22 protein-coding genes and 3 tRNA genes are annotated in these 26,743 nt (G+C 45.5%); 15 read left to right on the top strand and 10 right to left on the bottom strand.

From position 1 onward, the window contains the following. Nucleotides 1–4,035 carry a phosphoribosylformylglycinamidine synthase gene (gene purL, locus CL55_RS05325; protein WP_046330173.1) on the top strand — a complete coding sequence of 1,345 codons (4,035 nt, stop codon included), beginning with the start codon at nucleotides 1–3 and terminating at the stop codon, nucleotides 4,033–4,035. 4 nt (nucleotides 4,036–4,039) lie between these two features. After that, entirely contained in the window at nucleotides 4,040–4,816 is a 777-nt protein-coding gene (locus tag CL55_RS05330) for a spermine/spermidine synthase domain-containing protein (RefSeq protein WP_237150465.1), read from the top strand. A gap of 74 nt (nucleotides 4,817–4,890) precedes the next feature. Here CL55_RS05330 and CL55_RS05335 read toward each other — a convergent pair whose 3' ends face one another. Next, on the bottom strand, nucleotides 4,891–7,476 hold the full coding sequence (locus tag CL55_RS05335; protein WP_046330174.1) for a bifunctional aconitate hydratase 2/2-methylisocitrate dehydratase: 2,586 nt from the start codon (nucleotides 7,474–7,476) through the stop codon (nucleotides 4,891–4,893). A gap of 385 nt (nucleotides 7,477–7,861) precedes the next feature. Between CL55_RS05335 and CL55_RS05340 the strand changes: the two genes are divergently transcribed. The 4 genes from CL55_RS05340 to ftsB are packed head-to-tail and all read left to right on the top strand — an operon-like array spanning nucleotide 7,862 to nucleotide 12,064. Next, nucleotides 7,862–9,523, top strand: a complete 1,662-nt coding sequence (locus tag CL55_RS05340; protein WP_046330175.1) for a CTP synthase — start codon at nucleotides 7,862–7,864, stop codon at nucleotides 9,521–9,523. Nucleotides 9,524–9,532: 9 nt separating this feature from the next. After that, nucleotides 9,533–10,396: a 3-deoxy-8-phosphooctulonate synthase gene (kdsA, locus tag CL55_RS05345; RefSeq protein WP_046330176.1), complete on the top strand. Its 864-nt coding sequence runs from the start codon at nucleotides 9,533–9,535 to the stop codon at nucleotides 10,394–10,396. Between the two features lie 33 nt (nucleotides 10,397–10,429). Further along, complete coding sequence (gene eno / locus CL55_RS05350) at nucleotides 10,430–11,716, top strand: phosphopyruvate hydratase (protein ID WP_046330177.1); 1,287 nt, start codon at nucleotides 10,430–10,432, stop codon at nucleotides 11,714–11,716. Nucleotides 11,717–11,737: 21 nt separating this feature from the next. Continuing rightward, nucleotides 11,738–12,064, top strand: a complete 327-nt coding sequence (gene ftsB, locus CL55_RS05355; protein ID WP_082091899.1) for a cell division protein FtsB — start codon at nucleotides 11,738–11,740, stop codon at nucleotides 12,062–12,064. Nucleotides 12,065–12,081: 17 nt separating this feature from the next. Here ftsB and hslO read toward each other — a convergent pair whose 3' ends face one another. Further along, nucleotides 12,082–13,047, bottom strand: coding sequence for an Hsp33 family molecular chaperone HslO (hslO, locus tag CL55_RS05360; protein WP_046330178.1), 966 nt, complete (start codon nucleotides 13,045–13,047; stop codon nucleotides 12,082–12,084). Nucleotides 13,048–13,115: 68 nt separating this feature from the next. On the opposite strand from hslO, the gene gltX reads away from it, so the two are divergent. The 4 genes from gltX (at nucleotide 13,116) to CL55_RS05380 (ending at nucleotide 14,925) form a co-directional block, all read left to right on the top strand. Next, on the top strand, nucleotides 13,116–14,519 hold the full coding sequence (gene gltX, locus CL55_RS05365; protein ID WP_046330179.1) for a glutamate--tRNA ligase: 1,404 nt from the start codon (nucleotides 13,116–13,118) through the stop codon (nucleotides 14,517–14,519). Between the two features lie 81 nt (nucleotides 14,520–14,600). After that, nucleotides 14,601–14,676 (top strand) — tRNA-Ala (locus tag CL55_RS05370). Between the two features lie 40 nt (nucleotides 14,677–14,716). Next, nucleotides 14,717–14,792: transfer RNA gene (locus tag CL55_RS05375), tRNA-Glu, on the top strand. Nucleotides 14,793–14,848: 56 nt separating this feature from the next. After that, nucleotides 14,849–14,925 (top strand) — tRNA-Asp (locus CL55_RS05380). A 56-nt stretch (nucleotides 14,926–14,981) separates the two neighbouring features. Here the strand turns inward: CL55_RS05380 and CL55_RS05385 are convergent. From CL55_RS05385 to CL55_RS05395, 3 genes are all read right to left on the bottom strand, one after another. After that, nucleotides 14,982–15,806, bottom strand: a complete 825-nt coding sequence (locus CL55_RS05385; protein ID WP_046330180.1) for a M48 family metallopeptidase — start codon at nucleotides 15,804–15,806, stop codon at nucleotides 14,982–14,984. Between the two features lie 34 nt (nucleotides 15,807–15,840). Beyond that, entirely contained in the window at nucleotides 15,841–16,437 is a 597-nt protein-coding gene (locus CL55_RS05390) for a hypothetical protein (RefSeq protein ID WP_046330181.1), read from the bottom strand. Nucleotides 16,438–16,556: 119 nt separating this feature from the next. Beyond that, nucleotides 16,557–17,498: a LysR family transcriptional regulator gene (locus CL55_RS05395; RefSeq protein WP_046330182.1), complete on the bottom strand. Its 942-nt coding sequence runs from the start codon at nucleotides 17,496–17,498 to the stop codon at nucleotides 16,557–16,559. Nucleotides 17,499–17,625: 127 nt separating this feature from the next. Between CL55_RS05395 and gcl the strand changes: the two genes are divergently transcribed. The 5 genes from gcl to CL55_RS05420 all read left to right on the top strand — a co-directional run bounded on the left by gcl (nucleotide 17,626) and on the right by CL55_RS05420 (nucleotide 22,810). Beyond that, nucleotides 17,626–19,416, top strand: coding sequence for a glyoxylate carboligase (gcl, locus tag CL55_RS05400; protein WP_046331181.1), 1,791 nt, complete (start codon nucleotides 17,626–17,628; stop codon nucleotides 19,414–19,416). A 62-nt stretch (nucleotides 19,417–19,478) separates the two neighbouring features. Continuing rightward, entirely contained in the window at nucleotides 19,479–20,258 is a 780-nt protein-coding gene (gene hyi / locus CL55_RS05405; protein WP_046330183.1) for a hydroxypyruvate isomerase, read from the top strand. Nucleotides 20,259–20,304: 46 nt separating this feature from the next. After that, nucleotides 20,305–21,201, top strand: coding sequence for a 2-hydroxy-3-oxopropionate reductase (glxR, locus tag CL55_RS05410; protein ID WP_046330184.1), 897 nt, complete (start codon nucleotides 20,305–20,307; stop codon nucleotides 21,199–21,201). Nucleotides 21,202–21,211: 10 nt separating this feature from the next. After that, the gene (locus CL55_RS05415; RefSeq protein ID WP_052728772.1) at nucleotides 21,212–21,799 is read left to right on the top strand and encodes a YqiA/YcfP family alpha/beta fold hydrolase; all 588 of its coding nucleotides are present in this window, start codon (nucleotides 21,212–21,214) and stop codon (nucleotides 21,797–21,799) included. Nucleotides 21,800–21,838: 39 nt separating this feature from the next. Beyond that, on the top strand, nucleotides 21,839–22,810 hold the full coding sequence (locus CL55_RS05420) for a DUF3108 domain-containing protein (RefSeq protein ID WP_237150466.1): 972 nt from the start codon (nucleotides 21,839–21,841) through the stop codon (nucleotides 22,808–22,810). 33 nt (nucleotides 22,811–22,843) lie between these two features. On the opposite strand, the gene CL55_RS05425 is transcribed toward CL55_RS05420, so the two are convergent. The 5 genes from CL55_RS05425 to tmk all read right to left on the bottom strand — a co-directional run bounded on the left by CL55_RS05425 (nucleotide 22,844) and on the right by tmk (nucleotide 26,741). Further along, nucleotides 22,844–23,383, bottom strand: coding sequence for an ion channel (locus tag CL55_RS05425; RefSeq protein ID WP_082091900.1), 540 nt, complete (start codon nucleotides 23,381–23,383; stop codon nucleotides 22,844–22,846). Nucleotides 23,384–23,461: 78 nt separating this feature from the next. After that, entirely contained in the window at nucleotides 23,462–24,160 is a 699-nt protein-coding gene (locus tag CL55_RS05430) for an ankyrin repeat domain-containing protein (RefSeq protein ID WP_046330186.1), read from the bottom strand. Further along, on the bottom strand, nucleotides 24,157–24,945 hold the full coding sequence (locus tag CL55_RS05435) for a TatD family hydrolase (RefSeq protein ID WP_046330187.1): 789 nt from the start codon (nucleotides 24,943–24,945) through the stop codon (nucleotides 24,157–24,159). Before CL55_RS05435 ends, CL55_RS05430 begins: the two co-directional genes overlap by 4 nt. Before the next feature lie 11 nt (nucleotides 24,946–24,956). Further along, on the bottom strand, nucleotides 24,957–26,102 hold the full coding sequence (locus CL55_RS05440) for a DNA polymerase III subunit delta' (RefSeq protein ID WP_082091901.1): 1,146 nt from the start codon (nucleotides 26,100–26,102) through the stop codon (nucleotides 24,957–24,959). Continuing rightward, complete coding sequence (tmk, locus tag CL55_RS05445) at nucleotides 26,103–26,741, bottom strand: dTMP kinase (protein ID WP_046330188.1); 639 nt, start codon at nucleotides 26,739–26,741, stop codon at nucleotides 26,103–26,105. Between the last annotated feature and the right edge of the window lie 2 nt (nucleotides 26,742–26,743).

The raw sequence follows: 26,743 nt of genomic DNA on the forward strand, positions 1-26,743 counted from the left end.
ATGTCATCATTCTGTTGCTTGCCCGGGGCTAATGCCCTTTCCGCCTTCCGCCAACAGCGACTTTTAGCTTCGCTCGCAGCTCAAGGAATTCAACTGGAGTCTATTGAGGCTCAATACCTTCATTTCATTTGGTCTGAGTCTGAGCTCAATGCCAAAGACAGAGAGGTGCTCGAAAGTCTGCTGACTTATGGCCAGCCTTTTGTATCGCAAATGAAGGGTGGCGGCTCTATATTCACTAAGTCTGCTGACAAACAATCTGCAATTTCGATTCCCCGTTTTGGCACAGTTTCTCCATGGGCTAGTAAAGCTACAGATATCGCTCGTCAGTGCGGCCTTCAGATTTTACGTATTGAACGTGGTGTTCAATATGCGTGGCAAAGTAAAAAAACACTGAATGCGGAACAGCAACAGCTGGTATTAGCTGCGCTTCATGATCGGATGACAGAAGTTGTGATCGGCGATATCAATGAAGCAAGCGCTTTGCACCAATCACTTCCTGACAAACCCTTTGTTCGCATCCCGGTGCTTACCGAGGGTAGGTCTGCATTAGATAAAGCAAATCAAGATCTTGGTCTTGCTCTGTCTGAAGATGAAGTACTTTATCTAATTGAGAACTTTATACGCTTAGAGCGCAATCCCAGTGATGTTGAATTGATTATGTTTGCTCAGGCGAACAGTGAGCATTGTCGTCACAAAATATTTAATTCTAGCTGGACGATTGATGGTGATGATCAGGATAAATCTTTATTTGCGATGATCCGTAATACGCATCAACTTCAGCCTGAAGGCACCATCGTTGCCTACTCAGACAACTCAGCTGTGATGGTCGGGGCTGAATCGGAAACTTGGTCAGCCAAAGGTCAGGATCGTCGTTACGAAAAAGACACGCGACTAGTTCATACCTTGATGAAGGTAGAGACACATAACCACCCTACAGCAATTGCACCTTTCCCAGGCGCTTCTACTGGTGCTGGTGGTGAGATTCGAGATGAGGGTGCAACAGGTGTAGGTGGACGCCCTAAGGCAGGTCTTACTGGCTTTACCGTTTCCAACCTCAATATCCCAGGCACTGATTTACCATGGGAGACCGAGAAATACGGCAAGCCTGAGCGCATTGCTACACCACTCCAAATTATGATTGATGGCCCATTGGGCGGCGCTGCATTTAATAATGAATTCGGTCGACCTATTTTGGGTGGTTATTTCCGTGTATTTGAGCAAACCTTTGAGGGTGTTCGTCGCGGTTACCACAAGCCCATCATGATTGCGGGCGGCATTGGCAGTATTGATTCTATCCACACGGCAAAGAAACAAATTAAAGCGGGCCATTTATTTATTCAATTGGGTGGTCCTGGTATGCGTATTGGTATGGGTGGTGCAACGGGTAGTTCCGTTGCAACCGGTACTAACACTGCAGATTTAGATTTTGATTCAGTCCAACGCGGCAATCCAGAAATGGAACGTCGCGCGCAAGAGGTGATTAACTCTTGTATCGCCATGGGTACGAATAACCCAATTGTTTCGATTCATGACGTTGGTGCTGGAGGTATATCCAATGCATTCCCAGAGCTTGCTGATGGCGCTGGATTGGGTGCGCAATTTCAATTACGAAAAGTGCCGCTAGAAGAGAGCGGTATGAGTCCTGCAGAAATTTGGTGCAATGAATCTCAAGAGCGCTATGTCCTAGCAATTGAAGCTAAAGACTTGGAGCTTTTCAAGTCTCTGTGTGAACGTGAGCGTTGCCCATTTGCCGTTGTCGGTGAAGCGACAACAGAGCGTCAACTTCAGTTAAGCGATAGCAAAGAAGTTACTGGTAGTGATGCTGCCATGCCAATCGATATGCCAATGGAGGTCTTGCTTGGGAAGCCTCCACGGATGCATCGTGATGTTAAGCGTGTTGCTCAAGAATTTGAAGGGCTAGATGTTACTGACGCTGATCTTGCGCAATGCATCGCTTGGGTTCTACAGCAACCTACCGTTGCCAGCAAATCATTTTTAATCACTATTGGTGACCGTACCGTCGGTGGCCTCAACGCGCGCGACCCTTTTGTAGGTCCTTGGCAAGTGCCTGTGGCTGATTGCGCCGTTACCTTGATGGATTACAAAGGCTATCACGGCGAAGCGATGTCCATGGGTGAGCGTACTCCACTAGCTGTGATAGATGCACCAGCTGCAGCCAAAATGGCTGTAGGTGAAGCCATTACCAACTTATTGGCTGCAGATATTCGCCGCTTAGAGGACGTGAAGCTTTCTGCTAACTGGATGGCCGCCTGTGGGTCGCCCGGTGAGGATGCAAAGCTATACGACTCAGTTCAAGCGATTGGTATGGATTTATGTCCTGCGCTAGGAATCTCTATCCCAGTTGGTAAAGACTCCTTATCCATGGCAACAGCATGGCAAGAGGGTGATCAAGCTAAAAAAGTCGTTTCTCCAGTTTCACTCATCATCTCTGCTTTTGCAGCAGTTCAAGACGTTCGTAAAACCACAACGCCTTTGCTAAAACTGCAAGATGAGTCTGGCGCAGCCTTAGAAACTGAATTGATTTTGATTGATTTGAGCCGCGGTAAAAACCGTATGGCTGGAAGTATTCTGGCCCAAGTGCTCAATCAGTCTGGTAAATCAGCTCCCAATGTAGATTACCCAGAAGATCTCAAAGCCTTAGCTGAGGCGATGATCGAGTTGCGTAAAGGCAATCAATTATTGGCATATCACGATCGCTCTGATGGCGGCTTATTTGCTTGTATCGCAGAGATGGCTTTTACATCTCATACTGGTATCTCGGTGAATGTCGATATGATTGCGGTAGATGTTGGTCAAGAAGCAGATTGGGGTGACGCTAAGAACTGGGCACAACAAGTATCTGGGCTTCGTCACGAACAGACCATGCGCGCCTTATTTAACGAAGAGCTTGGTGCAGTGATTCAGATTCGTAAAGCGGATCGTGATGCGGTGTTTGCGGTTTTACGCAAATTAAACCTCAGCGCTTACAGCCATGTGATTGCACAGCCCAATACCAACGGCCGTATTGAAATTTGGCGTGATGCTAAGAATATCTTTGCAGAGCCACGTGAAGTTCTTCAAAAGATGTGGGCTAATACGAGCTATCAAATTGCGCGCTTGCGCGATAATCCCGACTGCGCTGACAGCGAGTTTTCGTTACTCGATCAGGTTGCCGATACAGGAATGTCTCCCAAGTTAACGTTTGATATTGCGGATGATATTGCGGCACCATTTATCAATCAGAATGCTCGACCTAAAGTTGCCATCTTGCGCGAGCAGGGCGTGAACTCTCATGTTGAGATGGCTTACGCCATGAACTGGGCAGGTTTTGATAGCTATGACGTGCACATGTCAGATTTGCTTTCTGGTAAATCCAAGTTAGATAATTTCCGTGGTCTGGTTGCCTGTGGTGGATTTAGTTACGGCGATGTATTAGGGGCTGGTGAAGGCTGGGCCAAGACCATTCTATTTAACAGTCAACTGCGCGATCAGTTTTCCACATTCTTTAGCCGCCAAGATAGCTTTGCGTTAGGCGTTTGTAATGGCTGTCAAATGATGAGTAATCTTGCAGGCATTATTCCAGGCGCAGAAGCTTGGCCTAAATTTACGCGTAATCAGTCCGAACAATATGAAGCTCGCTTGGTCATGGCTGAGGTAATGGCTTCACCATCAATCTTTACGCAAGGCATGACAGGTAGTCAGTTGCCAATTGCTATTGCGCACGGTGAAGGTTTTGCTAATTTTAGCCAACAAGGTAACTTAGAGGCTTTGCAGAAACAAGGATTGGCGGCGCTACGATTTGTAGATCACCAAGGTAGTCCAACTGAAACCTATCCAATGAACCCAAATGGTTCGCCTGGTGGCTTGACAGGGGTTACTACTTTGGATGGACGATTTACTGTGATGATGCCGCATCCTGAGCGGGTTTTTAGGACAGTGCAGATGAGTTGGGCACCAAAGGAATGGTTGCATACGCCTGATGGAGCTAGCCCATGGATGCGCTTATTCCGCAATGCGAGAGTCTGGGCTAAATAAGCTAATGTCAGATTTATTTATGGCTATGGAGCCAGTCACATTTTCTGAGAGCGGTGGAGTACGTTATTTGCATTTTGGTAGTGAGTTGATTCAAGGCGCTATGCGCATCCGCGATCCGGATGAGATTTATTTGGAATATAACCAGCAGATGATGGCTTGGCTACTATTCCTAGAGACCAGGCCAGGTATGCGTGTTGCTCAACTTGGACTTGGCACTGGCGCTCTCACCAAGTTTGCATATCGCTATTGTCCTGCGGTCAAAACTACCGTCGTCGAACTGAATCCTGCAGTAATTGTTTCTGCCAGAAGTATGTTTTTCACACCTTCTGATGATCGGCGTCTTGAGACACTTCAGACAGATGCAAAAGCCTTTGTGAAGAACACCAAATATCAAAATTACTTTGATGCGGTTCAAGTGGACCTCTACGATGCAATTTGTGACGGTCCGTCTGCGAGTTCCTTAGATTTTTATAAAGGCTGTTTTGATATCCTGAGATCACCTGGCGTATTAACGGTGAACCTCTTCTCCAGCCATAAGAGTTTTGAGATTAATCTCAACAACATTTGCGAAGCATTTGATAACCGAGTTCTGCTATTTCCGGAATCGCATGATTGCAATGTGGTAGCAATTGCTTTTAAAGGTCCGCTCCTAGATGTAGAGTGGAAAGAGGTTTCTAAGCGCGCCAAACTGATTATGGAAAAAACGGGCTTGCCGACCAATAGGTGGGTATCTGGATTAAATCGTGAAAATGCGCATCAAGAAAATAAGCTATCGATCTAAAGAAAGCGGGATAAGAAAAAAGGCGATCAGTTGATCGCCTTTTTTGTTGCCCTCAGATTCAGGGCTGATATGACTTAAATTGTGACTGTATCAGCAACATCGCTAAATGACTTAATCTTGTCAAAGTTCATGTACTTATACACTTCACCAGCTTTAGCATTCAAGGATTCCACTTGCTCGAAATATTCTTGCGGAGTTGGTAGGCGACCCAAGAGTGCAGCTACGGCTGAGAGCTCTGCAGAAGCGAGGTAGACACGAGTATCAATACCTAAGCGATTTGGGAAGTTACGTGTCGAGGTAGAAACTGCTGTTGAACCTTTACGGATCTGCGCCTGATTACCCATACAGAGTGAGCAACCCGGAGTTTCCATGCGAGCACCAGTAGCCCCCAGAATGCCGTAATAACCTTCTTCAGTCAGAATCATCTGATCCATCTTGGTTGGAGGCGCAACCCAAAGTCGGGTAGGCATATCTTTTTTACCCTGAAGAACCTGACCAGCAGCGCGGAAGTGGCCAATATTAGTCATGCATGAACCAATAAATACTTCATCGATTTTCTCGCCAGATACTTCAGATAAGAACTTCACATCATCCGGGTCGTTAGGACAGGCCAAGATAGGTTCTTTGATATCACTCATATCAATTTCGATAATTTCAGCATAGTCAGCATCAGCATCGGCTTTGAGCAATTCAGGCTTAGCAATCCAAGCTTCCATTGCTTTAATACGACGGCCTAAAGTACGTTTATCTTCGTAGCCATTGGCAATCATCCATTTCATTAAAGTGATGTTAGAGCGCATGTACTCGATGATTGGCTCTTTGCTTAATTGAACGGCACAACCGCCGGCAGAACGTTCAGCCGAGGCATCTGATAATTCAAATGCTTGCTCAACCTTCAGGTCAGGCAAGCCTTCAATTTCCAAAATGCGGCCAGAGAAAATGTTTTTCTTACCTTGCTTCTCAACTGTTAATAAGCCTTTTTTGATCGCATACAAAGGAATTGCATTGACCATATCGCGCAAAGTAATGCCAGGTTGCATCTTGCCTTTAAAGCGGATCAATACAGACTCAGGCATATCCAATGGCATTACGCCAGTGGCGGCAGCAAAAGCAACTAAGCCAGAGCCTGCAGGGAAAGAGATCCCGATAGGAAAACGAGTATGGCTATCGCCACCAGTTCCACAAGTATCTGGCATGAGTAAACGATTTAACCAGCTGTGAATCACACCATCACCTGGGCGCAATGAAACGCCACCACGGTTGGTCATAAATGCTGGTAATTCATGGTGAGTACGAATGTCTACTGGTTTTGGATAAGCAGAGGTATGACAGAAAGACTGCATGACTAAATCTGCGGAGAAGCCTAAGCAAGCAAGGTCTTTTAATTCATCGCGGGTCATTGGACCAGTGGTGTCTTGCGAACCTACGGTAGTCATGTGCGGCTCACAATAAGTACCTGGACGTACGCCTTGACCTTCTGGTAATCCACAAGCGCGACCAACCATCTTCTGCGCCAAGGTGAAACCCTTCTTATTATCAGGCGGGCTAACCGGAATACGGAATTCTGTAGACGCTGGTAAGCCTAAGACTGCACGCGCTTTAGCTGTGAGGCCACGGCCAACGATCAAAGGAATTCGCCCACCTGCACGAACTTCATCCAAGATGACTGGTGACTTCAGCGAGAAAGAAGCAATTTCTTTACCGTTTTTAAAGGCTTTACCTTCGTATGGACGTAATTCAATTTCATCACCCATATTCATATCAGAAACATCCAGCTCAACGGGCAATGCACCAGCATCTTCCATCGTATTAAAGAAGATCGGGGCAATCTTTGCGCCTAAACAAACACCACCAAAGCGCTTGTTTGGAACAAACGGAATATCTTGACCTGTCCACCACAACACAGAATTCGTTGCGGATTTACGCGAAGATCCTGTACCCACGACGTCTCCAACATAGGCAATTTGATTACCTTTTTTCTGGAGAGCTTCAATTTGTTTCATTGGTCCACGCACACCAACCTCATCTGGCTCAATACCTGGACGTGGGTTCTTCAACATAATGGTTGCATGCAATGGAATATCTGGACGGCTCCATGCGTCAGGCGCAGGGGACAGATCGTCAGTATTGGTTTCACCAGTCACTTTAAATACGGTGAGCATCATGCTCTCTGGAACAGCCGGCCGGCTTGTAAACCATTCAGCATCAGCCCAACTTTGCATGACTGCCTTAGCGTGAGCATTCCCTTTTTCCGCCAATTCCTGAACATCATGGAAATAGTCAAACATCAATAAGGTCTTTTTCAATGCTGCTGCTGCACTGGCTGCACACTCAGCATCTGATAACAATTCAACCAAAGGTTTAATGTTGTAACCACCCAGCATGGTGCCCAAAAGTTCGGTTGCCTTAATGCGTGAAATCAATGGGGATTTCTCTGTTCCCTTGGCAATAGCATCTAAAAACTCGGCCTTCACTTTAGCCGCTTCATCCACTCCAGCAGGTACGCGATTGGTGATGAGCTCTACTAATTCCGTCTCTTTACCCTTCGGAGGATTTTTAAGCAAACCCACTAATTCAGCAGTTTGATCTTTAGTTAGGGGGAGGGCTGGAATTCCAAGGGCTGCGCGTTCGGCAACTTGAGCGTTGTAGGCTTCTAGCATTGTGTTTCCTATTGGGTAAGAGTTATCAACAGTAAATCTAAGCAGGGTGTGCCCCCTTTAGTACTCTATTCTAATTCCAAATTCATGTCTTATATAAGACTTAATTATCAAAAATATCCTTAATTGCTTAAAATTTAGGCAATCACAAACTAATTTTCTGTTTACGCAGCCAATTTCAAGTTATTTAAGGGAGTGGTGAGGAATTAACTTTCTAAGAATCGATTCAGTAGGCTGTAAATCGTTTCACATTGCAAAAAACGCAAGTCTAAATATTGAATGTTTACTGATTGCTTGTGCTCAAGCCGTGTAGGTGCTGAGCATGACCTGAATTTTTAATCGTTCAGTCGCTATCGTTATAATTACTTTTTCCAACAGAGCTTAAGCGATGACCAAATACGTTTTTGTCACTGGTGGTGTGGTTTCTTCCTTAGGGAAAGGAATCGCAGCTGCCTCGCTTGCCGCGATTCTCGAATCCCGCGGCCTGAAAGTCACCCTCCTAAAATTAGACCCTTATATCAACGTTGACCCCGGGACAATGAGCCCGCTTCAGCATGGTGAAGTCTTCGTTACTGAAGATGGCGCTGAAACCGACCTTGATCTAGGGCATTACGAGCGCTTTGTTTCTGCAAAGATGCGTAAGAGTAATAACTTCACCACGGGCCAGATCTATGAGTCTGTAATCAGCAAAGAGCGACGCGGTGAATACCTGGGTAAAACTGTTCAAGTAATTCCACATATTACAAATGAGATACAGGCCTTTGTAGAGCGGGGTGCTAAAGCGAGTCACGATGGTCATGCCGACATAGCGATTTGCGAGATCGGTGGAACCGTGGGTGACATTGAGTCACTACCATTTCTAGAAGCTGCTCGACAAATGAGCATTCGACTTCCAAGACATAGCTGTGCATTTGTGCACCTGACTTTGGTGCCGTATCTCACTAGTGCTGGTGAGTTAAAAACTAAACCTACCCAACATTCTGTACAAAAGTTACGTGAAATCGGCATCATGCCGACAGTACTTTTGTGTCGTGCAGATCGTCCGATTCCAGAAGACGAGTGCGCCAAGATTTCTCTTTTCTCAAATGTACGTGAAGAAGCGGTAATCTCAGTTTGGGATGTTGACACTATCTACAAGATTCCAGAGATGCTGCAAGCGCAGGGTATGGATGACTTAATTTGTCGCGAATTAGATATTGAAGCAAAGCCTGCAGATCTATCAGTTTGGGCAAATCTGGTTTATGAATTAGCCAACCCACAGCATGATGTCACTATTGGCATGGTTGGTAAGTATGTTGAGTTAACTGAATCTTATAAATCATTGATCGAAGCTTTGCGTCACGCTGGCATTCATAATCATACTCGCGTCAACATCAACTACATTGATTCTGAAGTCATTGAAAAAGATGGTGTCGATTGCCTGCAAAATTTAGATGCGATCTTGGTTCCAGGCGGTTTTGGTAAACGTGGCACCGAAGGAAAGATTGCTGCCATTCGTTATGCCCGTGAAAATAATGTTCCTTATCTAGGCATTTGCTTGGGTATGCAATTGGCCGTGATCGAATTTGCACGCCATGTTGCCAATATTGCTCACGCTAACAGTACTGAGTTTGACCCAGAGACCGATAATCCCGTCGTTGCCTTAATTACAGAATGGGTCGATAGAGAAGGTCGTGTTGAGAAGCGTAGCAATGATTCGGATCTAGGCGGAACGATGCGCCTAGGCGCACAGCGTTGTCCTGTCAAGGCAGGTACATTAGCTCATGAGATTTATGGTGATGAAGTTAATGAACGTCACCGTCATCGCTATGAGGTCAATAATGTTTATGTTCCTCGTCTTGAGAAGTCTGGCCTCATTATTTCCGCACGAACTCCAAATGAGTCTTTGCCTGAGATGATGGAATTGCCTAGTGCTATGCACCCTTGGTTCTTTGGTGTGCAATTCCATCCAGAGTTCACCTCGACTCCCCGTGATGGCCATCCATTATTTTCTGCGTTTATCAAGGCATCATTAGTTCATCAGGCTGCAACTCAAAAGCAAGTTGCCTAGGAGAAATACATGAGTGCATTTAAGTTATGTGGTTTTGATGTTGGCTTAGACCATCGCTTCTTTTTGATTGCAGGTCCTTGCGTCATTGAGTCTGAGCAATCCGCCTTAGATATTGCAGGTGAGCTTAAAGAGATTACTGCTGCGCTTGGTATTCCATTTATCTACAAGTCTTCCTTTGATAAAGCCAATCGCTCTTCCGGAACTTCTTTTCGGGGCTTGGGTATAGAAAAGGGTCTTGAGATTCTGGCTCGAGTGAAGAGTGAGATTGGTGTGCCGGTATTAACTGACATCCACGACATCAGTGAAATTGCGCCGGTATCGAAAGTAGTCGATGTACTTCAAACGCCAGCTTTCTTGTGCAGACAAACGGATTTCATTCGAGCTTGCGCCCAAAGTGGTAAGCCAGTCAATTTCAAGAAGGGACAATTTTTATCCCCTCATGAAATGCTCAACGTGATTGATAAAGCACGCGTTGCTGCAGCCGAGGCCAATATTCCAGATCAGTTTATGGTTTGCGAGCGTGGCGCTTCATTTGGCTACAACAACTTAGTTTCTGACATGCGTAGTTTGGCTATTTTGCGAGAAGCAAATGCACCAGTTGTATTTGATGCGACTCATTCAGTTCAGCTTCCTGGTGGCCAAGGCAATGCCAGTGGTGGTCAACGTGAATTTGTTCCCGTACTAGCTCGCGCTGCTGTTGCGGTTGGTATCAGCGGTTTATTTATGGAAACGCACCCAGATCCAGCTAAGGCACTTTCGGATGGTCCAAATGCTGTGCCTTTAAACCGTATGAAAGAATTGCTTGAGTCTTTGCTTGCGATTGACTCCGTTGTGAAGAAGCCTGGATCATTTTTAGAAGACAGTTTTAAGTAATACCTCATATTCATTTAATTTAGGAGAAGGTGCATGAGCGCCATTGTTGACATTATCGGTAGAGAAGTTTTAGATTCACGCGGCAATCCCACCGTTGAATGCGATGTATTGCTTGAGTCTGGTGTGATGGGTCGTGCAGCAGTACCTTCAGGCGCATCGACCGGCTCACGTGAAGCCATTGAGCTTCGGGATGGCGACAAGGCCCGTTACCTCGGTAAGGGCGTACTTAAGGCTGTTCAAAACATCAATATTGAGATCGCTGAATCGATTTTGGGTCTTGATGCAAGTGAACAGGCTTTCTTGGATCACACTTTGATCGAGTTAGATGGTACTCATAACAAGGCGCGCTTAGGTGCTAATGCAACCTTGGCAGTTTCTATGGCCGTGGCACGCGCTGCTGCAGAAGAAGCTGGCTTGCCTTTGTATCGCTACTTTGGTGGCTCAGGTGGTATGCAGTTACCTGTGCCAATGATGAACATTATTAATGGTGGCGCTCACGCAAATAACAGTCTTGATATTCAGGAATTCATGGTGATGCCAGTAGGGGCGCAAAGTTTCCGTGAAGCCTTGCGTTGTGGTGCTGAAATTTTTCATGAGTTGAAAAAGATTTTGGGCGCCCAAGGCATGCCAACCACTGTTGGAGATGAGGGCGGCTTTGCACCGAATTTCAAGAGCAATCAAGAGTGCTTACAAACTATCATGAAGGCAATTGAAGGTGCCGGTTATCAAGCTGGTGAAGATGTCTTGCTAGCCTTGGATTGTGCCGCTAGTGAATTCTATAAAGACGGTAAGTACCACTTGGCAGGTGAAGGCTTGCAACTTTCTTCAAGCGAATTCTCGGACTACCTTGGTAACTTGGCTGATCAATTTCCAATCGTATCGATTGAAGATGGCATGCATGAGAGTGATTGGGATGGATGGGCTGACATTACTCAAAAATTGGGCAAGAAGATTCAATTGGTTGGTGATGATCTCTTTGTTACCAATACTCGTATTCTCAAGGAAGGTATTGAGAAAGGGATTGCTAACTCCATCTTGATTAAGATTAATCAAATTGGTACCTTAACTGAGACTTTTGCTGCGATTGAAATGGCTAAGCGCGCCAATTACACGGCCGTCATTTCTCATCGCTCTGGTGAAACAGAAGACAGCACCATTGCTGACATTGCCGTTGGTACGAATGCTGGCCAAATTAAGACTGGCTCGTTGTCCCGCTCTGATCGCATTGCTAAATATAACCAGTTGTTACGCATTGAAGAAGACTTGGGTGATGTTGCTACTTATCCAGGTAAGTCGGTTTTCTATAACCTGAAACGCTAGACACTAGTTAGCTTTTAGCCCATGCGCCTTGTCATCTACTCGATGCTGCTATTGCTACTCGCAATACAGTACCCACTTTGGTTGGGCAAGGGTGGATGGCTGAAGGTATACGAGATGGAGAAGCAGCTTGAGTTGCAGCAGGCTAAAAATAGTCTACTAAGCTTGCGTAATGCCAAGCTCACTGGCGACGTTAAAGATTTAAAAGAGGGTAGTCGCGCGATCGAGGAGCGAGCTCGTGTTGAGCACGGCATGCTGAAAGAAGGAGAATTCTTTGTACAAATTCTGCCTTCTGAAAAATCTACCTCCAATGTCGCTGATGGCGTAAAGTCATCAACAACCAAGCAGTAACTAAGCCATCAAATCGCTTAATGCCCGCTAGATGGTGGTCTCGTAGCATCTGCCAATAAATCTGTTTTAAAGACTTGCCTACAATCAACCGCATCAAAGCGATAGGCTTTAGCGCAAAAATCGCATTCAGTTTCTACCGCACCTTGCTCTGCAAGAATACTTTCAACCTCCTCTTCGCCCAGCATTCTTAAAATATCCGCCACCTTAGCGCGTGAACAGCGGCAGCTAAAGCGAACAGGGCGAGGCGGGAAACTTCGAACACCGCTTTCGGTTGACTCCTCTAAAAAGAGGCGGCGAAGGATGGTGTCCGGCGAAAGTGTTAGCAATTCTTCATTAGTAATCGTTTCACCCAGGGTCTGAATTCTGGTCCAACCTTCAGCTGCAAGTTGAGGATCAAGATGAGCATGACCTCCCGAATCCGGCAATCGCTGCAATAGCAATCCGCCAACATGGGTGTCATTCGATGCCAGCCAAATGCGGGTATCTAATTGCTCTGAGTTTTGCATGTACAGAGCAATAGCTTCGGCAGTGCTGGTAACAGGCTTAATAACGGTGCCACGATGCTCTTGAAGGGCGACGATGCCTTGGTAGGGTGGTTGACCAGGTTGACGGTCAGATGGGTCCAGGGTGATTACTAGACGCCCAGAATTGTCGGCATCTAGTAGCTCACCGAGGGTGGCATTAGGATCAATGCTGGCAGGGTCTACAGATAGCTTTACAGTAGCTCGCATGGTTAAATCGGACTTGCACTCCACCACAAGAAGCTGAATAGGGCCTTTACTTTGTGCCTGAATAATCAAAGTACCATCAAATTTAAGGCTGGCACTCAACAGGGTCGCTGCACCCACAAAATCACCCAGGATTCGCCTGACTACAGGAGGATCATTACGACGCTCTAATACAGCCTGCCAGGCGGTACTAATGGAAACAATTTCCCCACGCACCGGGGCGCCATCACACATAAATACAAGTAATTCGTTCATAAGTGAAAGTATCCACTTTTTTGATGATCGGAGTGCCAAATCATCAAATCTAAAGCCGACCTGAGATAATGCTGTTTATGCATATAAGAACACGCTTCGCCCCCAGTCCAACGGGCTTCATTCACTTGGGCAACCTTCGCAGTGCTTTATATCCTTGGGCCTTTGCTCGCCATAACCAGGGTGACTTTATTTTGCGCATCGAAGATACCGATGTGGAGCGCTCCACACAGGAAGCTGTCGACGTCATTATTGAGGGCATGGCATGGCTTGGCCTCGATTTAGACGAAGGCCCAATTTATCAAATGCAGCGTATTGATCGATATCGTGCGGTTGTAAAGCAAATGCTCGATGCTGGCCTGGCTTATCCTTGCTACATGAGCGAAGCAGAATTGAATAAGCTGCGTGACCAACAAATGGCTAATAAAGAAAAGCCACGCTACAACGGCCAATGGCGTCCTGAGTCGGGTAAAACTCTGCCGGCGATACCGGAAGGTGTTTTGCCAGTGATTCGCTTCAAGAATCCCATTGGCGGATCTGTGATTTGGGAAGATGCGGTTAAGGGCAAGATCGAAATCAGTAATGATGAGTTAGATGATTTGGTGATTGCCCGTCCCGATGGCACGCCAACCTATAACTTCTGCGTTGTAGTGGATGACCTCGACATGAATATCACCCATGTGATTCGTGGTGATGACCATGTTAACAACACGCCACGCCAAATCAACATCATGAAGGCGCTCGGTGGTACACCACCAGTGTATGCCCATTTACCAACGGTCTTAAACGACTCTGGTGAAAAAATGAGTAAGCGTAATGGCGCCATGAGTGTGCGTGACTATCAAAAGGCGGGTTACTTACCTGAAGCTATTCTGAATTACCTAGCAAGACTAGGTTGGTCACATGGTGATGCAGAGATTTTTACTAAAGAGCAGTTCGTCAATTGGTTTGACTTAGGCAGTCTTGGTCGATCACCGGCACAACATAATCCCGAAAAACTTCTCTGGCTAAATCATCAATATATTCAAAATGCAGATCCGGCGGATTTGGCAGAAGCGACTAAACCATTTGCACATGAACTTGGCATCGATACAGAAAATGGTCCGGACTTTGTGCAAGTCGTTGCACTACTAAAGGATCGTGCTAATACGCTGATTGAAATTGCGGAAGGTGCCAAGCTGTTCTATTTACCGGCACCCGTTCATAGCAGTGAGGAAATTGCAGAAAATATTCCAGCTGAAATTATTCCTGCCCTAAAGGATTTGATTGAAGCGATTCAATCTGCTGAGCATACAAAAGCGGCTTATGGGGCAGCCTTTAAAGAAGTACTAGCTAAGCATCAGATCAAAATGCCAGCATTAGCAATGCCTGTGCGTTACGCTTTATTTGCAACTACACAGACGCCAGCCATTGACTCCGTCTTGCTAGTAATAGGTAAGAATGAGGCGGTAGCAAGGCTTTCTAAGGTGGTCTAAACCAGAACTTGCCTCCTCCTACAAAAATAGGATAAAATCTTGGATTGTTTTGAGTGTCTTGTAGAGTTTTAACGAGATTACGGGGGTATAGCTCAGCTGGGAGAGCGCTTGCATGGCATGCAAGAGGTCAGCGGTTCGATCCCGCTTATCTCCACCAAGCATTTAGAATGGCAGCATTAGTTTTAGTAGTAGTCCAGGTCCCCATCGTCTAGAGGCCTAGGACATCACCCTTTCACGGTGAGTACGGGGGTTCGAATCCCCCTGGGGACGCCAAAATTTTGGCTAGTTGTGAGCAGTAAGAAGTGACACAAGTAGCAATCGATGTAATTGGAGCGGTAGTTCAGTTGGTTAGAATATCGGCCTGTCACGCCGAGGGTCGCGGGTTCGAGTCCCGTCCGCTCCGCCAAGTAAGTTTAGAAAGCCCCTGCATAAGGGGCTTTTTTCATTTCTACTTCATCTTTCTTAAAGCTTTTTCATGGGCGGAGGTTTTGGTGCCGCTTTATACAAAGGTTCTACTGCAGGCATGAGCGAAGTGAGTTGTTCTATTCGGGTTTCACCAGAAGGGTGGGTGGACAAGAACTCTGGAGAACTTTTACCTTTGGTTGCCTTCAACATTTTTTGCCAAACACTAATTGCGCCTATGGGGTTGTATCCCGCTCTTGCTGCAAGCTCCAATCCAATTGCATCTGCTTCAGATTCATTCTCTCTAGAGTTTGGCAAAATAATTGCGTATTGGGCAACCTGGTTTGCAGCGCTCACCGCGGAACCATAAGGACCAGCTACAGCCATAGCAATATTTACCAATACGTTTTGCGCTGTCGCTTGGGATACACGCTCCCGACCATGCTCTCTTAAGGCATGAGCGATTTCATGCCCCATAATGGCTGCAATTTCATCATCATTTAAATTCAGTTGCTCAATAATTCCGGTGTAGAAAGTGATCTTTCCACCGGGAGCACAAGTGGCATTCAGAATAGGAGCATCAATCAGGGTGAGCCGCCAATCCCATTGCTTGGTGTCATCTCGAAATGCCTCAGTCTGTGGGATCAACCTATTGGCAATGAACTTTAATCGCTCATAGGTAGGCCCAGAAGTAACGAGTATATTTTTCTCTTTTGCCTTTTGATTCTGCTCGTTATAACTTACCGCAGAGATACGATTAACTTCTTCTGACGAAGCCATCATGAATTGAGATCGGTTAACGCCAACAGCTCCCGAGCGAGTTGTGTTGGCGCACGCTGATAGTAAAACGACAAATGCAAGGATCAGATAGATGCGAATACTCAAATTAAATCCTTGCTGTCAATGCATACTTTTTAAATTACTTCTTCTTTGGAGGTGTAATCGATGCAGCCATCGCATCAAAGTAAATCACTCGTACCTGTTCACCAACATTGACATCCGCTAGCAGCTGCGGGTTCTTAACGGTAACAACAGTAACTTTGCCACTTGGGCCTTTAACTGAGACCAACTTCTTAGGGCGATCAACAGCAATGATGTCAGCAATAATGGTTGTGGTGTTTGTGATGGTGCGTGTTGGTTTTTCACCAGGCTTTGAAGTTACCTCAGATGCAGTTTCCACTTTGCTGCGAATACCATCGCTCTTGGTCTTAATCAGCTCGATTGCAACAGCAAGTTCATAGGTCACATTGAGTCGGTCACCTACTTTTATCTGATCAAAACTCTTGATTTCAGGGCCAGCAATAAACTTGGATTCACCATCATTATTTTTGAAGAAAATCGTGCGTGTTTTCTTATCAATCTTCGTAACAGTACCTTCGTACAATTGGAAAATATTGTCAGTAACAACTGCGTCCACCACTACAGCATTTGCAGCTGGCGCCTGTGCCATTACTAATGCTGGGGTAGTTAATAATGTGGCGGCTACAAGAGTAATCTGAGCGAATTTCATTTTCATAACTTTCCTTGATTTTAAGTATTTCAATATCGATATTAGCGTATTTCAGTTGCAAAATTCTGTTAGCAAGCACACAGATGAGTGGGGTAATTAATTAGATAAATAGTGAGCGATTGACCCTATGTACTAATCGAGTCGCTTGGGAGTGCTTGAGCCTCAAGTTGCTCCCACCAGTTACCAGAAAAATGGCATTGCAACCAGTCGATACACTTACTTACCTTGCCCGGGACCAAACGAGGCGATGAAAATACAGCGTGAATTTCTTGGGAGGGCAGGCTCCATTCAGTCAGTATGGGCTGTAAGGTGCCCTTATTGATAGAGTGATAAGCGACATACCAAGGGATGGTGGCCAAGCCCATGTTCCCGATGGTTGCTGCCAGCAGAGCGGATAGGTTATTTGAGTAGAGTGGGCCCTTAACGGGTATTGAGACGGTCTCGCCATCACCCCCACTAAAGTGCCAGCGGTGATTATCTTGAACTGAGCTATAGATTAAGGCCTGATGTGCAGTCAAATCCTCTGGATGATTAGGAGTGCCGTGCTGTTTTAAGTACTCTGGACTGGCTACTAAAACCCATGGATTTAAACCCAAATAGCGCGAACCCAAAGAGGAGTCTGCGAGGCGACCCATACGAATCGCAAGATCAACACCACTCTCCACTAAATTGACATATTGATCCTCAAGATTCAGATGCACCTCTAGTTTTGGGTTTTGACTCATAAATTGGAGCACCAGTGGAGTCAGAATACGTCGACCAAAGGCAACTGAAGAGCTAATCGTCAATTTACCCTGCGTCTCGCCTTGGAGTAAGGCGGCCAGATTGTCTGCTTCCTCAAGCTCTCTTGAAATGATCTTGCACTTTTCATAGTAGATCGCACCAATTTCCGTTGGGGTGACCCCCCTTGTGCTGCGATGCAATAAAAGGGAGCCGAGACGCTTTTCTAAAAAAGCAATGTGTTTGGTTGCTGTAGGCTGAGTAATGCCTAGGCTGGCTGCAGCCTTGCTAAATGAGCCGGTTTCTACGACTCGGACAAAAAGGGCAATTCCCTGAATTCGATCCATAAATCAATTTTAACTGCATTTTGTATAGCTATTCCATTTTGGAATAGCTCATATGATGGTGGATGGCATTCTCATTTCATCGTTAAGTGTTGATGATGTATCCATTCTTAACAGCAAAGGAAACATCATGGCCAAAATGAAAGCCGCAATGGCAGCAGTTCTTGTAATGGAAAAAGAGGGCATCACCACTGCATTTGGTGTTCCTGGAGCCGCTATTAATCCACTTTACGCACAGTTGCGTGAGCGTCAGTCGATTACTCACATCCTAGCCCGACATGTTGAAGGCGCTTCACACATGGCTGAGGGTTATACAAGAGCTAAAGCAGGCAATATTGGTGTTTGTATCGGCACTTCCGGCCCAGCTGGAACGGACATGATTACTGGACTGTATTCAGCAAGCGCTGACTCTATTCCTATTCTCTGCATTACTGGACAAGCTCCACGTGCTCGTCTTTATAAAGAAGATTTTCAGGCTGTTGATATCGAGACGATTTCAAAGCCAGTAACGAAGATGTCTGTCACCGTTCGTGAGCCCGGCTTAGTGCCACGAGTTTTCCAACAGGCATTTCATGTGATGCGTTCAGGCCGTCCCGGTCCTGTTTTAATTGATTTGCCGATTGATGTTCAATTAGCTGAAATTGAATTTGATATCGATACCTATGAGCCATTGCCGGTATACAAACCAGCAGCTAGCCGCAAGCAGATTGAAAAAGCGCTGGAAATGTTAATGTCGGCTAAGAAACCATTAATTGTTGCTGGTGGCGGAATTATTAACGCTGATGCAGATGCGCTATTGGTAGAGTTTGCAGAATTGACTGGCATTCCAGTAATTCCAACTCTGATGGGCTGGGGCACGATTCCGGATGATCATCCACTCATGGCGGGCATGGTTGGACTTCAAACCTCCCACCGTTATGGCAATGCCACCATGCTAGCAAGTGATCTTGTTTTAGGTATCGGTAACCGCTGGGCTAACCGCCATACAGGATCAATCGATGTGTATTGCAAAGATCGCAAGTTTATTCACGTTGATATTGAGCCAACACAAATTGGTCGCGTATTTAACCCCGACTACGGCATTGTTTCAGATGCAAAAGCGGCGCTAGAGTTATTTGTAGAAGTTGCGAAAGAATGGAAAGCAAAAGGCATGCTCACTAACTATAGTGAGTGGGTTGAGCGCTGCCAGGAGCGTAAGAGCTTGATGCTCCGTAAAACTAACTTTGATAATGTACCTATCAAGCCACAACGTGTCTATCAAGAGATGAATTCCGTATTTGGTCGAGATACTATATATGTTTCAACTATTGGCCTGTCACAAATTGCTGGTGGGCAATTCTTGCATGTCTATGGCGCTCGTCAATGGATCAACTGCGGTCAAGCTGGTCCCCTTGGCTGGACAATTCCAGCTGCATTAGGTGCATTAGCCTCTGATACAACAAAGACTGTAGTCGGACTTGCTGGCGATTACGACTTCCAATTCTTGATTGAGGAATTAGCAGTTGGTGCACAATTTAACTTGCCATTAGTCATGGTCTTAGTGAATAACAGTTACCTAGGATTAATCCGTCAAGCGCAGCGTGGTTTTGAGATGGATTACTGCGTACAACTAGCCTTTGACAATATCAACGTGGATGATCACAACCTCAAGGGTTATGGCGTTGATCATGTTCAAGTGGTTGAAGGGCTTGGTTGCAAAGCCATCAGAGTTTCCGATCCAAACAAAATCAATGCTGCATTGATTGAGGCGCAAAAGATGGCTAAGGAGCATCGTGTTCCAGTAGTAGTGGAGATCATTTTAGAAAAAATCACCAACATTGCTATGGGTACTGAGATTAACAACATCAATGAATTTGAAGATATTGATTGCCGTCATCCTGCTGGAACAGAGGGATTAGTGGCTGCCGGCCTTCTTGAGTAATCGATTCATTACCTTGAATTTAGCCATGTATCATCCAATTTGATCGTTATTAAGGAATAGGAATGCCCAAGTTTGCAGCCAACCTCACCATGTTGTTCAACGAAAAACCATTTTTGGAGCGTTTTGCGCTAGCCAAGATTGGTGGTTTCAAAGCCGTTGAATTTCTATTTCCTTATGCTTTTGAAGCTAGCGAAATCAAATCTGCTTTAGATAACAACGCCTTAAAGTTGGTATTGCACAACTTACCAGCTGGAGATTGGGACGCAGGGGAGAGGGGTATCGCATGTCACCCAGACCGTGTTGCTGAGTTTCGCTCTGGTGTTGCCAAAGCGATTGAGTACGCCAGTATTTTGGGCGTACCTCAACTCAACTGCTTAGCAGGAAAGACTCCTGCGGGTGTTGATCCAGCTTTGGTTCATGACACCTTTGTCAGCAATCTACAGTTTGCCGCTGCTGAGCTGAAGAAGTCTGGATTAAAACTGTTGATTGAGCCAATCAATACCTTTGATATTCCCGGCTTCTATCTTTCTAAAACTGCCCAAGGCATTGCGATACTGGATGCAGTTGCTGCTGATAATGCATTTTTGCAATACGACATCTACCATGCCCAGCGCATGGAAGGTGAGTTAGCTAATACGATTCAAAAATACTTTGCTCGAATCGCGCATATTCAGTTAGCGGATAATCCAGGTCGTAATGAGCCTGGTACCGGGGAAATTAACTACAGCTACTTATTTGATTTATTAACTCGCCTTGGATATACAGGTTATATCGGTTGTGAATATAAACCTTTGAAAACTACTGAGGCTGGCCTACATTGGATGGGTCAATACGAGCAGTAATATCAGTTGAGCTACATATCAATAAATAATAATTTAGGAATGAATCATGAGTAAATTAAAAATAGGCTTTGTGGGTTTGGGCATTATGGGTACGCCAATGGTAGGGCATTTGATCGCAGCAGGTCATGAGCTGTTTATCAATACCCGCAGCAAAGTTCCAGATGAGTTAGCTAAAACTGCAGCCGTTCTCTGTGCTTCCCCAGCGGAAGTTGCGACTAAGGCAGAGATCATTATTACGATGGTTCCAGATACTCCTGATGTAGAGAAAGTTCTTTTTGGAGATAAGGGTATTGCTTCAGGTCTTAGCAAAGGCAAGATCGTCGTTGACATGAGTTCAATCTCTCCCATTTCCACAAAAGATTTTGCAAAGCGCATTAATGATCTGGGTTGCGAATATCTAGATGCCCCTGTATCTGGTGGCCAATTAGGCGCAAAGGGTGCAAGCCTCACCATCATGGTTGGTGGCAAGCAAGCTATCTTTGACAAAGTCAAACCTGTATTTGATTTGATGGGAAAAAATATCACCTTAGTTGGTGATAATGGCGCCGGCCAAGTTACTAAAGTAGCCAATCAAATTATTGTTGCCCTCAATATCGAAGCAGTTGCAGAGGCTTTGGTGTTTGCCTCTAAGGCAGGCGCCGATCCGGCAAAAGTTAGACAAGCCTTAATGGGCGGCTTTGCCAGCTCAAAAATACTTGAAGTTCATGGTGAGCGCATGATTAATCGTACCTTTGATCCTGGCTTTAGGATTGAACTTCACCAAAAAGATTTAAGTTTGGCCCTCAGCAGTGCTAAGGCTCTGGGCGTTAGTTTGCCTAATACCGCTAGCGCACAAGAATTATTTAATTCCTGTGCAGCGCATGGTGGAAAATCATGGGATCATTCTGCTATGGTCAAAGCATTAGAAAAAATGGCTAATTTTGAAATAGGTCAAAAAAGCTAGAGGAAGAAGTATGGCAGTAACCTTGGTTGTTTATTTGCATGGCTTTCGGTCTTCACCAAACTCAACCAAGGCAGTAATGACTGGCGAGGCGGTGAGGGCACTCTCGTCGGAAAGCTATTCTTATGAGTGGTATTGCCCTCAATTGCTTGCGTCTCCAAAAGAAAGTCTGGAGATGGTTGTTAAGCACATCAATCAAGCTAAATTTGATCGCATGGTCATCATCGGATCTTCCTTGGGCGGTTTTTATACCAACTACCTCGCAGAAAAGTATCATTGCAAAGGCATTGCCCTTAATCCTGCCGTTTATGCTGCTAGAGAATTAGAGCCCCATGTTGGCATGATGACTGCCTATGACAGCGAAGAGCCCTTTGATTTTAAGGCTGAGTACATCGATGAATTACGTGCATTACAGGTAGATTCAATTACTGATCCCAAGCGCTATTTTTTAATTGCCGCAAAAGGTGATGAGCTGTTGGACTGGAAAGAGATGGCGGCTTTTTACCCTGGCGCCAATCAACTGATCCTTGAAGGTGGCGATCACGGAATTTCTGACTACGCCAATCATCTACCTTCAGTAATCGACTTTATCAAGCATTAATCTTTCTTGATGGATGCAATCGGCAATCGGCTTCAATTTGTGCCAAAAAAATCCCTGTGGATTCTCACTGCTGCAATCTTTCTATCGCTTTTTGGACACCTGATTTTATTTTTTGGGATTCCATTCTTCTCTTTTGGTAGTGCGCCCCCCATTACCGAAGATCTCATCATGAAGACAGATCTTCGGGTCGAGCCGCCAAAGAAAATCCAAATGACTACGGCGCCAAAGAAAAAAGCATCACCCAAGCAAACTAACGCAGTATCAGCGGATCCTTTAGCAGATCAGGGGAAAGGAGAGCAGGGTGCACTAGGCAATCAGTCTGGGCAAGCATTTCGCCTTCCTGAATCTGGAACGTATTATTTTGATGCCTATGTTGATGGGCAACTCATTCAAGCCGCTCAGCTGGACTGGATTACGGAGGGCAATAATTACCGCTTGTATATCAATATACCTTACGCCATCGTCGGCCCTTTTGTTTTTGAATCTAGAGGCACCGTCGACGCCTACGGCATAGCACCATCCATTTACTGGACTCAGCGGGGTACAAAACCACCGCGCTATTCTCGCTTTGATCGAGATCAGAGCGGAGGAGGGAAGATGTACTTCTCTGAAAAGCCTGAGTTCACCCCGGATCTACTGCCAGGCACTCAAGATCGATTTAGCCTACTTTTTCAACTAGCCTCCTTGCTCAATGGCAGCGACAAGATTGATGAGGCTGGCAGTATTCGAAGCATTCCTGTAGTTGACTATGACACTCTCGAGATGTGGCAATTTAAAAGTTATGGCGAGCAAGAATCAGAAGATATTCCAAGCATGGGTAAGGGTGTTAATCGCCATTACGCTTTGATGCAGCGAGAGAGTAGTAAATTTAAGCGTCAAGTGGATATTTGGCTGGCCAGGGATCTGGATTGGCTTCCAGGCAGAATGCGCTCTATTGAGTCTAACGGACGTACCCTGGAGCTTGTATTTAAGCAAAGGGCGCCCATTGATAAATCCAAGCTAGTTAACTGAGCCTAATGGCGACTAAAACTACGACAATCTAATTTAGAACCCCAAGCCTGATTTAGGGTTTTGATTGGACCTTCCGAGTAAAGCGCCCATCATGGTGTAAAGCGCAGCCCCAGACATGGATACAGCGAAGATTCCAGAGAAAGAAATAATAATGGGCAGGATCCGCCAGCGCTCAGTCAGAAGGTAATTACCATAGCCAACGGTTGTGTACATCTCGCCGGCAAAATACAGGGTTTGAAGGTTGGTTGGGAATACCTGTAATCCTAAACAAATATAGGCCCAAGCAATAATTTCAAGTAAGTGAATAACAATAATCAATAAGATGGCAACGAAATACGATACAAAGTTGGCACCATAGACCCGTTTATTTTCAAGTTTTTGGTCAATCCAATGAAAAATACCTGCGATTGATAAAACGCTCAAACCATGGAATGTGAGCATCAAACACGTTAGAAATAACAAAAACCAGATATCGCTATCGCCCATATCCGCATTAATTTCAGCAAAGAGTGTGCTGAAGCTGGGGAGGGAGTTCAGGCCAGGAAGCTTGTCCAATAAGTTACTAAAAGTCATCGATGTTATCTGTTAAATCCAGGGATATTTCTTATTTGACATAATAATGATTATACGCATAGTAAGATATGCCACTTATCAGTGAGTCTTCTTAGGACCGCCAGGATATGGCTGGTTATAGAGCTTTACCCATCGTGACATTAAGCCATCACGAATATCATCTTTGCCAAATAATTGGGCAACATCTATAGCCGTATATCCCTCATGATTTCTCATGCGCAAGTCCGCGCCATTATCAAGCAGGTATTTGATTAATTGATCATTGCCGGAGCCAATAGACATCATTAATGGCGTAGTCTCGCTCGGACTTAACGCATTAATCTGGGCACCATTGGCCATTAGAAACTGAGTTATTTCTAAATGGCCATTGGTGGCAGCGTAGTGAATTGGTGCCCAACCAAGCTTATTTACGGCAGCTTTCTTTTGAAGAACCAAACTCTTGACTAAAGCAAGTTCGCCATCAAATGCTGCCAACATGAGCGCATTTTCACCGCTTTTATTAGTCAAATTCACGTCTGTAGCGGGATTGGCAAGCAATAAATCCGTTACCTTGAAGGACTTATCCCGTATGGCAAGGATCAACATGGGGGTACCTTTAGGATCCAGCGTATTTGGGGTAACGCCTGCCTTTATTAAAGATCGAACCTCTGAGACGTCATCAAACTTCGCTGCTTTAGTGAAATCCGTGATCTGGTCAGCAGTTTGTGCGCTGATCAAGCCAGAAAAGCACAATAAATAAACATAAAAAAGATGGGGAAATTTAAATGAACTTCTCATAACTTTGCTCTATTTATCTGAAAACATTGAAAAAAATTATTTGATGTTTGTTCTGCCAGTAATTCAACAGAGACACCCTTGAGTTCTGCAACAAATTCACCAACCTTGGAAACCCAGGCCGGCTCATTCGTCTTGCCGCGATAAGGAATTGGGGCCAAATAAGGCGAATCTGTTTCAATCAGCATGCGATCCAGAGGAACTTCCCTGCACGTTTCCTGAAGATCCTTGGCGCTCTTAAAAGTCACAATGCCAGAAAACGAAATGTAAAAGCCCATGTCAATAGCAGCCTTGGCAACTTCAGTGGTTTCTGTAAAGCAATGCATGACACCGCCAATCTGATCAGCGCCCTCTTCTTTGAGAATTCTGAGGGTGTCAGCGGAAGAGGATCGCGTATGGATGATGAGAGGCTTCTTGGCTGCAATAGCAGCGCGAATGTGCGTTCTAAAGCGCTCCCTCTGCCATTCCATGGATTCATAGCTGCGATCGCCCATGCGGAAGTAATCAAGCCCAGTTTCGCCAATCGCAATGATTTTGGGATGCTTTGCTTGCTCGACCAGGAATTCAAAGCTGGGCTCTGGAGTATCTTCGTAATCCGGATGCACCCCAACCGAGGCATATAAATGAGGATGATCTTCGGCTAGTTTTCGCACCTTAGGAAAGTCTGGAATATCTACTGATATGCACAAAGCATGACTCACCTTGCAGGCGGCCATATTCGATAACACCTCAGGTAGGCGGGTTTGAAATTCCGGAAAATCGAGATGGCAATGTGAGTCTATAAACATGACTCGCTATTTTAGTCTTCAAATACCTGCTGGTACTGAGAAAGCAATGCCTCTAGTTGAATGCGGGTAGCCAGCGGGTGATTTTCATGGCGCCGAGCCTGAATCAGAGACTTCCAGAAGCGGAGTAGCTTTGGAAGTCGCGCTTGTTGCGCAAGGGTCTTGATGGCAGCCTCATGCTTGGGGTAATAGCGCGGCGCACCCATTTGGGCGCAGCATTGCAAATCAGAGACCCACCGCTGCATAGTGGCCAGCAAAACTGAATATCGGGCTTTTTGCGCCTTATCAGCAGCATCCAGCCAATTGATTCGAGCGCCCCGCGACATCGCTTGCAATAAATAATTTGATGCCTGAATGGCAATCGCAAGCTCATCCTTCTCATCTTTATTGTGACGCGCAATTAAGGAGTCTAAAACCGCATAAGGTGCCCCACCCTGCTCGTCATAGATCGACTCGACATCGGCATCACTCATTTTTAAACCAGGAATTGTGCTCAGCTGAGTGCGCAACCAATTGAGTCCGCTTAATCGATCTGGTCGGGGTGCGGACAGTAAGCGACAGCGAGAACGAATAGTTGGCAACACGCGATCAAGACGATCCGCCAGCAAAATAAAGATCGTATTTTTGGGGGGCTCTTCAAGAGACTTCAATAAAGTGTTTGCAGAATCTGATCTGAGCATTTCTAAGGGATAAACCAGAATGACTCGGTTTCCGCCACGGTGGGTCCCAATAGACAACCCTTCAATTGCACTGCGGGCATCTTCAATAGAAATACTCTTCTTTTCTTTTTTCTCAGGCGCATCACCATCGCCATCAGCTTGAATAGCCTTGGATTTTTTTGGGGATTCAGCATCTGAATCATAATCACCCTGCGGCAAAAGCTTGCGATGCGTTTCTGGCACTAGCGCAATAAAGTCAGGGTGGTTTCCAGAGTCAAACCACCGACAGGCTTCGCATTGATTGCAAGGCTTGATGGCGGCAGATGTCTCACATAAAAGCGCTTTAGCCAATTCAATAGAAAACTCAAACTTACCGATACCGGATTGACCATGAATCAGAACTGCATTGGGCAATGCAGCCAAATTCATGCTATCCCAGACAGGCTCAAGCCATGGCGCTATTTTCTTAACTGACTCATTCGGAAACATCACATCACTCATTTAGAGCTTCATCTTCAATGACTCGAGCTCATGCCAAATAGCTTCTGGTGTTTGGGTAGCATCGACTAGATAAAAGCGATTTGGATCTGCCTTGGCTCTACGTAAATACTCTTGACGAACTTTTTCAAAAAAATCCAAATCCATTTTTTCAAATTTATCGGGCGCCCTTACCTTTGACCTCCTACCTTCAGCAACCGAGCCAGGTAAATCAAAGAGGAAGGTCAAATTAGGTTGAAGCAATGAACCATCGGGGCGACCTTGAACCCATTTCTCTAGGTCATTTAACTTTGCCAGACTTAAGCCGCGTCCACCCCCTTGATAAGCAAAACTCGCATCAGTAAAACGATCAGAAATCACAATCTTTCCTGCTTTCAATGCTGGCTCTATCACTTGTGCAATATGTTCCCGACGAGCGGCAAACATCAGCAGCGCCTCAGTTTCTAAATTCATTGGCGCCTCAAGTAATAAGGCGCGAAGTTGTTCACCTAATTGAGTGCCACCTGGCTCTCTAGTCATCACAACATCGCGATCAGGGTGCCGCTGTTTAATCAAGTTGCTAAAAGATTCAATGTGCGTGCTTTTACCCGCGCCATCGATACCTTCGAAGCTAATGAAATAACCTGGAGATTGATCTGTCATAA

Source organism: Polynucleobacter duraquae, assembly GCF_000973625.1.
Classification (GTDB): Bacteria; Pseudomonadota; Gammaproteobacteria; order Burkholderiales; family Burkholderiaceae; genus Polynucleobacter; species Polynucleobacter duraquae.

Bases quoted from the DNA above. Each gene is read 5' to 3' on its own strand.
- CL55_RS05390 (WP_046330181.1), bottom strand. From the start codon at position 16,437: ATGAAAATGAAATTCGCTCAGATTACTCTTGTAGCCGCCACATTATTA.
- gcl (WP_046331181.1), top strand. From the start codon at position 17,626: ATGGCCAAAATGAAAGCCGCAATGGCAGCAGTTCTTGTAATGGAAAAA.
- CL55_RS05330 (WP_237150465.1), top strand. From the start codon at position 4,040: ATGTCAGATTTATTTATGGCTATGGAGCCAGTCACATTTTCTGAGAGC.
- purL (WP_046330173.1), top strand. From the start codon at position 1: ATGTCATCATTCTGTTGCTTGCCCGGGGCTAATGCCCTTTCCGCCTTC.
- CL55_RS05340 (WP_046330175.1), top strand. From the start codon at position 7,862: ATGACCAAATACGTTTTTGTCACTGGTGGTGTGGTTTCTTCCTTAGGG.
- CL55_RS05425 (WP_082091900.1), bottom strand. From the start codon at position 23,383: ATGACTTTTAGTAACTTATTGGACAAGCTTCCTGGCCTGAACTCCCTC.
- glxR (WP_046330184.1), top strand. From the start codon at position 20,305: ATGAGTAAATTAAAAATAGGCTTTGTGGGTTTGGGCATTATGGGTACG.
- kdsA (WP_046330176.1), top strand. From the start codon at position 9,533: ATGAGTGCATTTAAGTTATGTGGTTTTGATGTTGGCTTAGACCATCGC.
- ftsB (WP_082091899.1), top strand. From the start codon at position 11,738: ATGCGCCTTGTCATCTACTCGATGCTGCTATTGCTACTCGCAATACAG.
- gltX (WP_046330179.1), top strand. From the start codon at position 13,116: ATGCTGTTTATGCATATAAGAACACGCTTCGCCCCCAGTCCAACGGGC.
- hslO (WP_046330178.1), bottom strand. From the start codon at position 13,047: ATGAACGAATTACTTGTATTTATGTGTGATGGCGCCCCGGTGCGTGGG.
- CL55_RS05440 (WP_082091901.1), bottom strand. From the start codon at position 26,102: ATGAGTGATGTGATGTTTCCGAATGAGTCAGTTAAGAAAATAGCGCCA.
- tmk (WP_046330188.1), bottom strand. From the start codon at position 26,741: ATGACAGATCAATCTCCAGGTTATTTCATTAGCTTCGAAGGTATCGAT.
- CL55_RS05435 (WP_046330187.1), bottom strand. From the start codon at position 24,945: ATGTTTATAGACTCACATTGCCATCTCGATTTTCCGGAATTTCAAACC.
- CL55_RS05395 (WP_046330182.1), bottom strand. From the start codon at position 17,498: ATGGATCGAATTCAGGGAATTGCCCTTTTTGTCCGAGTCGTAGAAACC.
- CL55_RS05335 (WP_046330174.1), bottom strand. From the start codon at position 7,476: ATGCTAGAAGCCTACAACGCTCAAGTTGCCGAACGCGCAGCCCTTGGA.
- eno (WP_046330177.1), top strand. From the start codon at position 10,430: ATGAGCGCCATTGTTGACATTATCGGTAGAGAAGTTTTAGATTCACGC.
- CL55_RS05430 (WP_046330186.1), bottom strand. From the start codon at position 24,160: ATGAGAAGTTCATTTAAATTTCCCCATCTTTTTTATGTTTATTTATTG.
- hyi (WP_046330183.1), top strand. From the start codon at position 19,479: ATGCCCAAGTTTGCAGCCAACCTCACCATGTTGTTCAACGAAAAACCA.
- CL55_RS05415 (WP_052728772.1), top strand. From the start codon at position 21,212: ATGGCAGTAACCTTGGTTGTTTATTTGCATGGCTTTCGGTCTTCACCA.